Source organism: Streptomyces sp. AK010, from assembly GCF_014207295.1.
Taxonomy (GTDB): domain Bacteria; phylum Actinomycetota; class Actinomycetes; order Streptomycetales; family Streptomycetaceae; genus Streptomyces; species Streptomyces massasporeus.
The window spans coordinates 193,266-205,614 of record NZ_JACHCX010000003.1 but is presented as its reverse complement, the minus strand read 5'-3'; the positions used below and the strand labels follow the sequence as shown (position 1 = coordinate 205,614).

Below are 12,349 nucleotides of genomic sequence, written 5' to 3'. Positions count from 1 at the left end.
GCCCGTGACCGGCCGGGTGAAGCACTGACCGCGAGCGGCCGTGTGGATCACCGCCCGTGACCGGGCAGGCGGCCTTACAGTGCGCCCCAGTCCAGCGTCGTACGCGCCAGCCCCGCCACCTCCGTCAGCAGCGCCAGCCGCGCCGCCCGGACCGCCGGGTCGGGGTCCATCACCAGCACCTCGTCGAAGAACACGCCGATCGCGTCGACCAGAGGGGCGGAGACCTCGATCAGGGCGCCGAGATCGTCCTCGCGGCCCTGCAACGCCTGGCGCACGGCCTGCGCGCTCTCGGCGAGAGCCAGTTCGGCGGGCGCGGTCAGCAGGGACACGTCGGCCCCCTCGACACCGCCCTCGGGCAGGATGCGCACCACTCGCTGGAACGCGGCAGCGAGCGCCTCGAACGCCTCGCTTCCGACATGCCGCTCCAGCGTGACCAGCGTGCGATCGCCATGGGCGGGCCGGTCGGCCCAGACCAGGACGGCCTGGACGAGCCGGTGCTCGTGCCCGGCGTCCGTGAGCTGCTGCTCATAGCGCCGGGTGATGAGCTCGGCGGCCTCGGCGACCCGCTCGGCGGGCACCTCGACGCCTTGTGCGGCATACCGTACGGCCGCCGCGCGCAGCCCCTCGCTCACCCGCACCCCGGCCACGGCGGGCAGGCCCCGCAGCACGTTGAGCAGCCCGATCGCGGCCCGGCGCACCCCGTACGGGTCGGAGCTCCCGGTGGGTGCGGCGCCGATCAGGAACATGCCCGTCACCAGGTCGAACCGGTCGGCGAGGGACAGCACGGCCCCCGCGTCCCCGGCGGGCAGGGCACCACCGGCGGACCGGGGCAGCTCCATCTCGGCCAGCGCCCGGGCGACCCCCGGGGACTCGCCGGCCCGGCGGGCGTACTCCTCCGCCATGACCCCGGCCAGCCCGGAGAACTCGATCACCATCTGCGACGCCAGGTCGAACTTGGCCAGCGCACCGGCCCGCCGTACGACCTCCACCGACTCCTCCGTGAGCCCGGCCCGCCCGGCCAGGTCCTGGGCGAGAGAGGCGAGCCGGACGGCACGGTCGGCGACCGTGCCCAGCCGGTCCTCGAAGGTCAGCTTGTCCAGCCGCCGCCGGAACTCCTCCGGCGCCACCTTCAGGTCCGCCCGCCAGAAGAACGTGGCGTCCTCGTAACGCGCCCGCAGCACCGCCTCGTTGCCCGCCCGCACCACGTCGTCGTCGCACAGGGCGTTGGCGAAGGTCACGAAGTGCGGCATGAGCCGCTCGCCGTCCAGCACCGGCAGATAGCGCTGGTGCTTGCGCATCACGGTGGTCAGGACGCTCGCGGGCAGTTCGAGGTAGCGCTCGTCGAACGACCCCCGCACGGCGTACGGGAACTCCAGGATGTCGGTGATCTCGTCGATGAGCCCGGCCTGGCCCTCGACGTCGATGCGTCCGCCCACCTCGGCGGCGGCCTCCAGGGCCCCGCGCACGACCGCGCCGCGCCGGGCGTCCCGGTCGAGCAGGATGCCGTGCATGTGCAGGAAGTGCGGGTAGCCCTCGGCGGAGGTCACCCGGACCTCCGGGTAGGGGGCCTGCCGCTGCACCCGCGTGGTGTCGCCGGCCGACAGCGAGGAGACCACCACGGGCAGGGGAGTACGGCCCAGCAGCGCGAGCAGCCAGCGCACGGGGCGTGAGAACGACAGCCCGGGGTCGCTCCAGCGCATGTTGCGCCCGGCCCGCAGCCCGGAGACGACCTCGGCCAGCAGATCGCTGAGCACTTCGACGGCCGGGCGGCCCTCCTCGTGCCGGGTCAGGGCCACGTACTCGACCCCGTTGGCCTCGATGATCCGCACGTCCGTCGGTTCGGCGCCCTGGCTGCGGGCGAAGCCCAGCAACGCGGGGGTGGGAGCGCCGTCCTTGAAGGCGGCGGCGACCTTCGGGCCGCGCACGGTCTTCATGGTGTCCCGCTCGCGCGGCTGCACACCGTCGACGGTGATCACGATCCGGCGCGGGGTGGCCAGCACGTTGATCGTGCCGTGCCCCAGCCGGGTCGCGGCGAGCTTGGCGGTGACCGACTCACGCACCGCTTCGGTGGTCGCGGGGACGTCGGCGTAGGGCAACTCCTCCACGCCGATCTCGAAGAGCAGCGTCTCGACGCCGGGCACCTTGGGCAGCATGGCCCGCTCGGCCGGAGGGGGTGCCGCCGCCCGCCCGAGCGGATGCTCCAGCGCGGCCCGCCGCCGCTCCCACAGCTTGGCCGTCTCGTGGGTCAGGCCCCGCATCAGCGAGAACGCCTTGGCCCGCTCGGTGGTGCTGATCGCACCGCGCGCGTCGAGCACGTTGAAGGTGTGGCTGCACTTGAGCACGTAGGTGTACGCCGGGACCGGCAGCTCCAGGTCCAGCAGGCGCCGGGCCTCGGCCGCGTACGACTCGAACAGCCGGTGGTTGGTGTCGATGTCGGCGTCGTCGAGGTAGTACCGGCTCATCTCGTACTCGTTCTGCCCGAACACCTCGCCGTAGGTGATGCCCGGCGCGTACGCGATGTCCTTGAAGTGGGACACGCCCTGAAGGTTCATCAGGATGCGTTCGAGGCCGTATGTGATCTCCACCGACACCGGGTCCAGGGCGACACCGCCGACCTGCTGGAAGTAGGTGAACTGGGTGATCTCCATGCCGTCCAGCCAGACCTCCCAGCCCAGCCCCCAGGCGCCGAGGGCGGGCGAGGCCCAGTTGTCCTCGACGAACCGCACGTCGTGTGCGTTCAGGTCGACGCCCAGGGCGCGCAGGCTGCCCAGGTAGAGCTCCTGCGGGTTGCCCGGGTCGGGCTTGAGGATCACCTGGAACTGGGTGTGGGTCTGGAGCCGGTTGGGGTTCTCGCCGTAGCGCGAGTCGTCCGGCCGTACGCTCGGCTCCACGTAGGCGACGCTCCACGGCTCGGGACCGAGCACCCGCAGCGCCGTGGCCGGGTTGGCCGTACCGGCTCCGACCTCGGTGTTCAGCGGCTGCGTGATCATGCAGCCGTTGTCGCTCCAGTACTTCTGGAGGGTGAGGATGGCGTCCTGCATGGTCAGCGCCGTCGATACGTTCTTCATGATGATCGCGCCTGTTCCCCGAGTCGGACCGGCAAGGTCGGCCATGATCTCATACGTCAACTACCGCTGACCTGCTGTTTCTTGACCGACCGGTCGGACGAGTCCGGCCGGTACTCACAGGGAGTCCAAAGCCGGCCCTCATGCCCCTCACGGGTGGCGTCCCTACATTCCGGTTCCCATGACGGGACCGCAGCACGGCACTTGCCGCGACGAGGCACTCGCACAGACCGCCGTCGACGCCCTGGTCGGCCAGCTGGCCCTGGCACCCAAGCCGGGCCTGCCCGACCCGCGCGATCTGACGGCCAGGGCCACCCGCCGGGACCACAGCGCCCTGTGCTGGTCGGCCCGGGCACTGCTCCCCGGCCTCACGGCGATGGCCGCCACGGCCCGCCGCACGGGCGAGCCCAGTGCCCGCCTCAGGACGGACCTGGGCGCGATCGGCCGCTCCACGGAACACACGGTGGCGTTGGCGGGCGGTGGTCATCGAGGCGCCCTGTGGACGCTCGGGCTGCTGGTGGCGGCAGCGGCACTGCGACCGGGAGCCGGACCGGCCGACACCACGGGCCTGGCCAGACAGCTGGCCGCCCACCCGGACCGCCGCGCCCCGCGCCGCCCCTCGCGCGGCTCCACGATGTCGGCCCGCTACGGCGCGGCCGGCGCGAGGGGAGAGGCCAGGGCGGGATTCCCGCACGTCCGCCGCGCCCTGGCCGCCCTCACCACGGCCCGCGGTCAGGGCGCCACCGAACCCCAGGCCCGGCTGGACGCCCTGCTCACGGTGATGTCCACGCTCCAGGACACGGAACTGCTCTACACCGCGGGCCCGCTGGGCCTGCGGCAGGTCCAGGCGGGAGCGCGCGGTGTGCTGGAGGCGGGCGGTACGGCCACAGAGCGGGGGGCAGCGGCGCTGTCAGCCCTGGACGCAGACCTTCATGAGCGCGGCTGGGTCCCCAGGGGCGCCGCCCCGCTGCTCGCAGGCACGCTGTTCCTGGATGCCATGGGTGCGCGGGGCTGAGTCTCTGTGCGGCTCCGTCGCGAGGGCGCGGCCAGCCCCCCCCACATCCGCACCCGAAACTCAGCCCTTGAGCGCCACTCAGCCCTTGAGCGCCACTCAGCCCTTGAGTGAACCTCAGCCCTTGAGCGACGCCATCCACGCCTCGACTTCATCCGAGCGCCGAGGCAGCGCCGCACTCAGATTCCGGTTCCCGTTCTCCGTCACGAGGATGTCGTCCTCGATCCGGACCCCGATGCCCCGGTACTCCTCCGGCACCGTCAGGTCGTCGGCCTGGAAGTACAGCCCGGGCTCCACGGTCAGGCACATCCCCGGCTCGAGGACACCGTCCACGTACGCCTCGACCCGCGCGGCAGCGCAGTCGTGCACGTCCATGCCGAGCATGTGCCCGGTGCCGTGCAGCGTCCAGCGCCGCTGCAGTCCGAGCTCCAGCACCCGCTCCACGGGCCCCTCGACGAGGCCCCACTCGACGAGCTTCTCGGCCAGCACCCGCTGCGCGGCGTCGTGGAAGTCGCGGTACTTCGCGCCGGGCTTCACCGCCGCGATCCCGGCCTCCTGGGCCGCGTACACGGCGTCGTAGATCTTGCGCTGGAGGTCACTGAACCGTCCGTTGACCGGCAGCGTGCGCGTCACGTCGGCGGTGTAGTACGTGTGCGTCTCCACACCCGCGTCGAGCAGCAGCAGCTCGCCCGAGCGGACCGCCCCGTCGTTGCGCACCCAGTGCAGCGTGCAGGCGTGCGGGCCGGCCGCGGCGATCGTGCCGTAGCCGACGTCGTTGCCCTCGACGCGCGCGCGGAGGAAGAACGTGCCCTCGATGTACCGCTCGGAGGTCGCCTCGGCCTTGTCGAGGACCTTCACCACGTCCTCGAAGCCGCGCACGGTCGAGTCGACCGCCTTCTGCAGCTCGCCGACCTCGAACTCGTCCTTGACCAGACGCGCCTCGGAGAGGAAGACCCGCAGCTCCTCGTCGCGCTCGGCGGTGACCTTGTCGGTCAGGGCCGCCTCGATGCCGGCGTCGTAGCCGCGCACGACCCGCACCGGACCGGTGGCCTCGCGCAGGGCGGCGGCCAGCTCGCGCACGTCGGAGGCGGGGATGCCGTACAGCGTCCCGGCCTCGGTGAGGGAGTGCCGGCGGCCCACCCACAGCTCGCCCTGGCCGTCCAGCCAGAACTCGCCGTTCTCCCGGTCGGAACGCGGCAGGAGGTAGATCGTCGCCTCGTGGCCCCCGTCCGTGGGCTCCAGGACCAGGACGCCGTCCTCGGTCTGGTTGCCGGTGAGGTAGGCGTACTCGACGGAGGCGCGGAAGGCGTACTCGGTGTCGTTCGAGCGGGTCTTCAGGTTGCCCGCGGGGATCACCAGACGCTCACCCGGGAAGCGCGCGGAGAGCGCGGCCCGGCGGGCGGCGGTCTCGGCAGCCTGGGGGATGGGCTCGAGGTCGCGCAGCTCCGTGTCGGCCCAGCCGCTCTTCATGTTCTCGGCAAGCTCGTCGGACACGCCGGGGTACAGTCCGTTCTTCCGCTGCTTGATCGGCTCTTCGCTCTTGTCCGGGCCCGCTGCGTCAGCAGCAGAATCGGGCACTGCCGGGGTGAGCTCCTGCGCCACGGTCATCCTCCTCGATACGGCACTGGACCGTCCTCCACTGTACGGCGGCGCGGAAGCGGCCCCGGGGCGATGACGAGGAGCGTTACTCGAATCGCACCGCCAGCAGGACGACGTCCTCCGTGCCCTCCGCCGCGTCCAGCCCGTCCGGCAGCACGCTCCGCAGGACGTGGTCGGCGATCGCGCCGGGGTCGCCGCGCAGGGCCCGGGGCACTGAGGCCGCCGCCGCGTGCAGCCGGGCGAAGGCGCGGTCGGTGGCCTCGCCGGTGCGGTGCAGCAGCCCGTCGGTGTAGAGCAGAACCGTCTCTCCGGGTTCGGCGAGGATCTCCACGCTCGGCGCCTCCCAGCAGGCGAGCATGCCCAGCGGGGCGGAGACGGACGTCTCGACGAACTCGGTGCGGCGCTGTCCGATCAGCAGCGGCGGGCTGTGTCCCGCACCGGCCAGCGTGATCTTGCGCGCGGCCGGTTCGCAGTAGCCGAACAGGGCGGTGGCCGAGCGGGCCGGTTCGGTCAGCCGCAGCAGCAGCTCCAGGTCGGACAGGACGGCGACCGGGTCCTCCCCCTCCATCACGGCGTACGCGCGCAGCGACGCCCGCAGCCGTCCCATCGCGGCGACGGCGCTGGGACCCGAGCCGGTGACGGATCCCACGGCGAGGCCCAGGGCGGCGTCGGGCAGGGGCAGGGCGTCGTACCAGTCGCCGCCGCCGCGCGGGCCGGTGCGGTGCCGGGCGGCGAGCTGGACGCCGGCGACCCGGGGCAGCCGCGCGGGCAGCAGCTCGTCGGACATCGTGGCCATGGACGTGCGTGTGCGTTCCAGTTCGAGGAGCCGGGCCAGGTGCTCGGCGGCGTAGCGCGCGTAGAGGCCGGCGAGGTGGCATTGCCGCTCGCCCGGTTCGGCGGGCTCGTCGTAGAGCCACACGGCGGCGCCGAGGCGGCCGGCGGTGTCGGTGGCCAGGGGGAGGGCGTAGCTGGCGGCGTAGCCGAGGCGGGCAGCGACCTCGCGGTGGCGGGGGTCGAGTCCCTCCTCCGCGAACAGATCGGGCACGGCGATGCCGTCCTCGCCGCCCGGCAGGCCTTCGAGGATCCGGCCGTAGGACAGGGCGCTGCGCGGCACCGTCTCGATGTGGCCGAGGTCGGCGCGGGCGAGACCCAGGCCGATGGTGGTGTCCGGGCCGAGTCCGTCGCCCGGTTCGAGGACGACGAGGGCGCGCCGGGCACCCACCAGGGCGGCGCCGGCCCTCAGCAGTTCCTGGAGCGCCTCGTCGAGGGTGGTCGTGCGGGCCAGGCGTTCGGTGAGCTCGTGCAGGGTAGTGAGGTCGGAGACCCAGCCGGCGAGGCGGTCCTGGAGCACCGCGCCGGGAGGGGGCGGGGGAGGTGCGGGGGCGGCCGGGGACGAACCCGCCGCCACGGGCGCGACAGTGTGTGCGGGTGCTGGAACCGTTGAATCGATTCCAGCCACTTTCGGAGGGTGCGGAGCGTTCATGGCGTCCGGCCTTCCAACCGGTACGTACTGCTCAAAAGCATCGCAAACCCCCATGTCATTCTGCGTCGCTAGCAGTGTCTCCACATGTACACGCACTCGTGAGGAGATGTCCAGCATTGTCCTGCCGGGATTCCTGGTGTCCGTGAGGTGAGAGGGAACAACTCCCCTTCCTCTTGCGGAAATGCAAAATTGGCTTAAAACTGCCTCAGGGGACGGCTTATTGCGGTCGACTGGGCTTGCTCGACGGAGCGTCACAACGGTCGTGATGGGTACGTACTCGGTAAAGGCCAGGGGTGGTTGGGAACCACCCGGAACCTGGTGACGGAACCGGGCGTCCTATCCACCGACGACCGTGCCCCATCCTCCCGTGGCGGAGGCGGAGAGAAATACGCGCGACGGCAAACGCCATACTTCGCCACCCCTGCGCCACGCCCGTGCTTTCTGCAGACGCAGTATGGGCGGTACGGCCGCGGAGGCAGCCCAAAGCTCGACCCATAGGGGTTCCCCTTGCTTCAAGCAGGGGTGTGATGCGCCAACAGGTACGCACAGTGAAGTGATCGACACATGATGTGACGTGGACCACGGTGTTGCCAGGCGTGCAACGGAAAGGAACGAGCGCTCATGCGCGAGATCCTCGGAAGGCGACGCAGGCTCTTGTCCCAGCGCAGCGACGGGAAGCCTGAGCTGATCGACGCGGCCCTGACCTATGCGACGCAGTGGCGGTGGCCTGTGATGCCGGGTGTGGCGGCGGACCCGCAGCGGCACTCCCGCTGCAGCTGCCCCGACCCCGACTGCACGGTGCCCGGAGCACATCCCTTCGACCCCGGCCTCCTCGCGGCCACCACCGACGGACGCATGGTGCGCTGGTGGTGGGGCAACCGGCCGACGGCGCCGATCGTCCTGGCCACCGGCGGCCACGCCCCCTGCGCGGTCTCCCTGCCGGCCCTGCCGGCCGCCCGCGCCCTCAAGGCGCTCGACCAGATGGGCATGCGGCTCGGTCCGGTCGTCGCCTCCCCCGCCCGCTGGGCGATCCTCGTGAAGCCGTACTCCATGGAGCAGCTCGGCGAGCTGCTCTACGCCAAGGACTTCGTGCCCGGCTCCCTCCGCTTCCACGGCGAGGGCGGTTACCTGGCCCTGCCTCCGTCCGAGACCGGTGGTGGCGAGATCCGCTGGGAGCGCGCGCCGCTGCCCGGCTCGGCCTCCCCGTGGGTGCCCGATGTCGAGGCCGTGGTGGACGCCGTGGTCGAGGCCCTCACTCGTACGGGTGTGAGCGCGCCCGAGTTCTAGGGCCGTCGGGCGCGCCGGGCCCGGTGACCGCCCCGGCGCGTTAAGTTCCGGAACCATGCGGCGACACGCCCGGGGCCGCTCCCGGGACTCCCGAAAGACCAGATTCCTCGCCCTGGCGGGCGTCGTGGCGGCGTGCGCGATCGCACTGCCGCTGGCGGCGGCGTCCGCGGGGTCCACCGGGTCCGCTGGGCCCAAGGGTGCCGTGGGTTCCAAGGGTGCCGCGGGTTCGGTGGGTGCCGTGGGTTCCAAGGGTGCCGTGGGTTCGGTGGGTGCCGTGGGTTCCAAGGGTGCCGTGGGTTCGGTGGGTGCTGCGGGCTCGGGCCGTGCCGACTCCCGCGCGTCCGGTTCCCGTGCCCTACGGCCTTCCTCGCGCGCCGACGACAAGGCGCCCGGGGCCCCGGAGCCCTCCGCCGTCGCCGCTCTCCCCGTGCTCGGCCAGGGACTGTCGACCGCCGTGCGCTGCGGCCCCGAACTCACCTCCCCCGACGGCATCGAGGCACAGACCTGTGTGGTGACGCAGGGTGCGCAGACCTGGGCGCGGACCTACTACCGCAATGCGACGGGTGAGGCGCTGGACGCCGTGCTGAGCCTGATGGGTCCTGATGACCGGAACGTGCGTATGACGTGCGCCGTGGGGGCGGAGGACGAGCCGGGGACCTGTGAGACGCCCCGGGAGCCCGCACGTGGAAATCCGGCGGCGTACACGGCCGTCGCGGAGTTCGCGGAGCGGGGCGGGCTGGGGCCGCTGCTGCTGCGCTCGGGGAGCAACTCACCTGCAGGAACGGGCAGTTGACGAGCTGCTGCGTTCGGTGAACGGAAGCGGAGACGCAAAGACCCGGTTGCTGGCGACGGGGGATGCACCAGCAACCGGGCTACAGGAACGGTAACAAGAGATCGGCGGTTCGCAAATTCGAACTCGCCTTTCCAGTCACCGACTGGCCTGTCCCCGACGGGAGTTGCGATCCGTCGAAGGCGCGACACCCCGGCCGGCCGGTGGTCCGGCCGACCGGGTGCCGGGCGGGCGTCAGCTGAGCGTGACCTGCCGGTTGGTGAGGCCGCCGCGGGCGCGGCGCTCGTCCGGGGTGAGCGGCTCGTCCGACGCCAGGGCGGTGGCGAGGCGCTCGGCGAACTCCGCCGCCGGCTTCTCGACGTCCTCGGCCGTGACCCCGCTGGGCAGGTCCCACACCGGCACCGTGAGTCCGTGAGCGCGGAAGGAGCCCACCAGGCGGGTGCCCTCGCCGAGGCTGGAGCGGCCCGCGGCGTGCAGCCGCGCGAGCGCGTCCAGAAGCAGCTCCTCGGCGTGCGGCATGACCCACCGCAGATGGTTCTTCTCCGGCGTCTCGCACCAGTACGCGGCGTCCACGCCCTGGAGCTTGACGGTCGGGATGGCCGCGGCGTTGGCCCGCTCCAGGGAGGCGGTCACGTCGGGCGTGGCATTCTCCGGATCCGGCACCCAGAACTCGAAGCCGCTGTGCACTTCTGGCTCGAACGCGCCCTCGGGGTCGAGCAGGTCCTGCAGCCGCGGGCTGTCGGCCGGGGCGCGGCGGCCCTGGACGGGCGTGCCCGGCTCGGCTTCCAGGGCGCGCTGGAGGGTGTCGGCGAGGTCGCGGCTGATGTCGCCGGACGAGGTGTCGTTCTGCAGGCCGAGCAGGACCGAGCCGTCGTCGCGGCGCAGCGCCGGCCAGGCCATGGGGAGGACCGTGGCCAGGGTGACCGCCGGGACGCCCTCGGGCAGGCCGTCCTTGAGGGTCAGCTCGACCGTGGCCGCCGGGACCAGCTCGCGCAGGGCCACCCAGTCGCACTCGCCGGGCAGGCCCTCGAAGGGGCGGTGCACCAGCTCGGTCGCGGCGTGCGAGGCGGCCCGGCCGTGGCAGGCCTTGTAGCGGCGGCCGCTGCCGCAGGGGCAGGGTTCACGAGCGCCGACGACCGGAACGTCTCCATCGGCACCAGCGGTGCGGGCTCCGCCCGTGGTCTGCGGGCGCTTGGCCTTCGTCTGGGGTCGCTTCTTGGCCATCGATGGGTCTCCCGGTTACGGCTCGTCTCGTACGGTCGCGAGCCTAGCCGTTCGTGCCCGGGGCGACGGGGTCCTGTGGACAACCGCCGGTCCAGCGCGGCGTACGGGCTCGGTACCTGCCGTTCTCGGTCCCCGCGGTTCTCGGTCCCCGCGGTTCTCGGTCCCCGCGGTTCTCGGTCCCTGCGGTTCTCGGTCCCTGCGGTTCTCGGTCCCTGCGGTTCTCGGTCCCTGCCGTTCTCAGTCCATGTCGTCGAAGGCGTCCGCGAAGTCGAGCCCGGGTATCCGGGAGACCGCGGGGGCGATGACGCGCGTGGCGAAGTCGTCGCGGCGGTGGCCCGCGTCCGGGTCGTGGACGTCGTCATGGACGATGACCCACACGGTGACCTCGCCGCGGGTGTCGTCCCGCACGCCCCAGTCGTCGGCGAGCGCGGTGATGATGTTCAGCCCGCGGCCGCCGTGTGCCGTGACCGACGGGGTCGCGGGGGCGGGGCGGGTCGGGCCGCCGCCGTCCGTGACCTCGACGACGAGCCGGCCGGCCGGTTCCACGCGCCAGGCGGCACGGACGTCGCCGTCACCGGCGAACGCGTCGCCCAGCGGCCTGCCGTGCTTGCACGCGTTGCTCAAGAGTTCGGACAGGATCAGTACGGCGTCGTCGATGACCGATTCCGCGACTCCACCTCTGCGCAGCTGCGCCCGCATCCGGTGTCGCGCCTCCCCCACGCCCGCAGGGCCATGGGGTACGGCCATGCTCGACGACGTGGGCACCTCCTGTGCCACCACCAACGCCACCCCCGAGACCTCCTTCGCCCCACGCCACGGTGTGGATGCCCCATTGGCCTGTACCGGAAACCGGCCGATCCACGTCCGGTGACGCATTCACCATGAGCGAATACGGACCGAACGCACCGGAGCGCTCCCTGTAATCGCATGGCCGGAATTCATCGGTGTGGCCGAGAAGGGAGGATCCCGCCCGCCGAGGCCCGGGGTCAAGAGGTGTGCGTGGTTCTGGTGTGACTTGAGAGGTTGGGGGTGCGGGAGCCGGACGTCAGCGGCCCAGCTGGTCCAGCACCGCGCGCGGGCGGTTGGTGATGATGGCGTCGACGCCCAGTCCGACGCAGTGGTCCACGTCCCCGGGCTCGTTCACGGTCCACACGTGCACCTGGTGTCCGGCCTGCTTCAGGCGCTCGATGTACGTGGGGTGGTTGCGCACGATCCGGATGGAGGGCCCGGCGATCCGTACGCCCGGGGGCAGCCGTCCGTCGCGCAGCCGGGGTGAGAGGAACTGCGTCAGGTAGACCGTCGGAAGGGTCGGCGAGGCGGCACGCACGCGGGTCAGCGAGCGGGCGGAGAAGCTCATGACCCGCACCTGTGACTCCTCCGCGGAGGCCGGGGCGTCGAGGCCGAAGCGCTTCAGCAGGACCAGCAGCCGGTCCTCGACCTGGCCCGCCCAGCGGGTGGGGTGCTTGGTCTCGATGGCCAGTTCCACCCGGCGCGGGGCGTCGGCGACGAGTTCCAGCAGCCGTTCCAGGGTGAGGACGGAGGTCGCCTCGCGGTCCTCCGGGCGGTGCTCCCACTCGGGTTCCTCGTCGCGTCCCTTCCAGGCCTCGCCCGTCTTCCAGGAGCCGAAGTCCAGGGCGGCGAGGTCGGCGAGCTCCAGCGCGGAGACCGCACCGCGGCCGTTGGACGTACGGTTGATCCGGCGGTCGTGTACACACACCAGGTGGCCGTCGGCGGTGAGGCGCACATCGCATTCGAGGGCGTCCGCGCCGTCCTCGATCGCCTTGGTGTACGCGGCCAGGGTGTGTTCCGGGGCGTCCTCGGAGGCTCCGCGGTGGGCGACGACTTGAATCACGTGCTGTCGTGCGTGGGTCACCGCGTCATGGTGCCAC

9 protein-coding genes are annotated in these 12,349 nt (G+C 72.2%); 3 read left to right on the top strand and 6 right to left on the bottom strand.

Going from position 1 to position 12,349, the window contains the following annotated elements:
* Positions 1 to 74: 74 nt before the first annotated feature.
* Entirely contained in the window at positions 75 to 3,068 is a 2,994-nt protein-coding gene (locus HDC93_RS07160) for a glycine--tRNA ligase (RefSeq protein ID WP_185008315.1), read from the bottom strand.
* A 178-nt stretch (positions 3,069 to 3,246) separates the two neighbouring features.
* Here HDC93_RS07160 and HDC93_RS07155 point away from each other — a divergent pair, with 178 nt between their 5' ends.
* Entirely contained in the window at positions 3,247 to 4,080 is an 834-nt protein-coding gene (locus HDC93_RS07155) for a triphosphoribosyl-dephospho-CoA synthase (protein WP_185008313.1), read from the top strand.
* 114 nt (positions 4,081 to 4,194) lie between these two features.
* Here HDC93_RS07155 and HDC93_RS07150 read toward each other — a convergent pair whose 3' ends face one another.
* Together HDC93_RS07150 and HDC93_RS07145 are read right to left on the bottom strand one after the other, a co-directional pair.
* The gene (locus HDC93_RS07150) at positions 4,195 to 5,685 is read right to left on the bottom strand and encodes an aminopeptidase P family protein (RefSeq protein WP_185008311.1); all 1,491 of its coding nucleotides are present in this window, start codon (positions 5,683 to 5,685) and stop codon (positions 4,195 to 4,197) included.
* Between the two features lie 76 nt (positions 5,686 to 5,761).
* Positions 5,762 to 7,276 carry a PP2C family protein-serine/threonine phosphatase gene (locus HDC93_RS07145; protein WP_185008309.1) on the bottom strand — a complete coding sequence of 505 codons (1,515 nt, stop codon included), beginning with the start codon at positions 7,274 to 7,276 and terminating at the stop codon, positions 5,762 to 5,764.
* Between the two features lie 504 nt (positions 7,277 to 7,780).
* Between HDC93_RS07145 and HDC93_RS07140 the strand changes: the two genes are divergently transcribed.
* Together HDC93_RS07140 and HDC93_RS07135 are read left to right on the top strand one after the other, a co-directional pair.
* Positions 7,781 to 8,446 carry a bifunctional DNA primase/polymerase gene (locus HDC93_RS07140; protein ID WP_185008307.1) on the top strand — a complete coding sequence of 222 codons (666 nt, stop codon included), beginning with the start codon at positions 7,781 to 7,783 and terminating at the stop codon, positions 8,444 to 8,446.
* A 55-nt stretch (positions 8,447 to 8,501) separates the two neighbouring features.
* Positions 8,502 to 9,239 carry a hypothetical protein gene (locus tag HDC93_RS07135; RefSeq protein ID WP_185008305.1) on the top strand — a complete coding sequence of 246 codons (738 nt, stop codon included), beginning with the start codon at positions 8,502 to 8,504 and terminating at the stop codon, positions 9,237 to 9,239.
* 231 nt (positions 9,240 to 9,470) lie between these two features.
* On the opposite strand, the gene HDC93_RS07130 is transcribed toward HDC93_RS07135, so the two are convergent.
* The 3 genes from HDC93_RS07130 to HDC93_RS07120 all read right to left on the bottom strand — a co-directional run bounded on the left by HDC93_RS07130 (position 9,471) and on the right by HDC93_RS07120 (position 12,333).
* A complete protein-coding gene (locus HDC93_RS07130) occupies positions 9,471 to 10,460 on the bottom strand; it encodes a DUF5926 family protein (protein WP_185008303.1) in 990 nt (329 codons plus the stop codon).
* Between the two features lie 237 nt (positions 10,461 to 10,697).
* Positions 10,698 to 11,336: an ATP-binding protein gene (locus tag HDC93_RS07125; protein WP_185008301.1), complete on the bottom strand. Its 639-nt coding sequence runs from the start codon at positions 11,334 to 11,336 to the stop codon at positions 10,698 to 10,700.
* 169 nt (positions 11,337 to 11,505) lie between these two features.
* Entirely contained in the window at positions 11,506 to 12,333 is an 828-nt protein-coding gene (locus HDC93_RS07120; RefSeq protein WP_185008299.1) for a glycerophosphodiester phosphodiesterase, read from the bottom strand.
* Positions 12,334 to 12,349: the final 16 nt, after the last annotated feature.

What these genes read in the sequence shown, in the direction of transcription:
- HDC93_RS07130 (WP_185008303.1), bottom strand. Translation starts at nt 10,460, where the DNA reads ATGGCCAAGAAGCGACCCCAGACGAAGGCCAAGCGCCCGCAGACCACG.
- HDC93_RS07125 (WP_185008301.1), bottom strand. Translation starts at nt 11,336, where the DNA reads ATGCGTCACCGGACGTGGATCGGCCGGTTTCCGGTACAGGCCAATGGG.
- HDC93_RS07135 (WP_185008305.1), top strand. Translation starts at nt 8,502, where the DNA reads ATGCGGCGACACGCCCGGGGCCGCTCCCGGGACTCCCGAAAGACCAGA.
- HDC93_RS07150 (WP_185008311.1), bottom strand. Translation starts at nt 5,685, where the DNA reads ATGACCGTGGCGCAGGAGCTCACCCCGGCAGTGCCCGATTCTGCTGCT.
- HDC93_RS07160 (WP_185008315.1), bottom strand. Translation starts at nt 3,068, where the DNA reads ATGAAGAACGTATCGACGGCGCTGACCATGCAGGACGCCATCCTCACC.
- HDC93_RS07145 (WP_185008309.1), bottom strand. Translation starts at nt 7,276, where the DNA reads ATGCTGGACATCTCCTCACGAGTGCGTGTACATGTGGAGACACTGCTA.
- HDC93_RS07155 (WP_185008313.1), top strand. Translation starts at nt 3,247, where the DNA reads ATGACGGGACCGCAGCACGGCACTTGCCGCGACGAGGCACTCGCACAG.
- HDC93_RS07140 (WP_185008307.1), top strand. Translation starts at nt 7,781, where the DNA reads ATGCGCGAGATCCTCGGAAGGCGACGCAGGCTCTTGTCCCAGCGCAGC.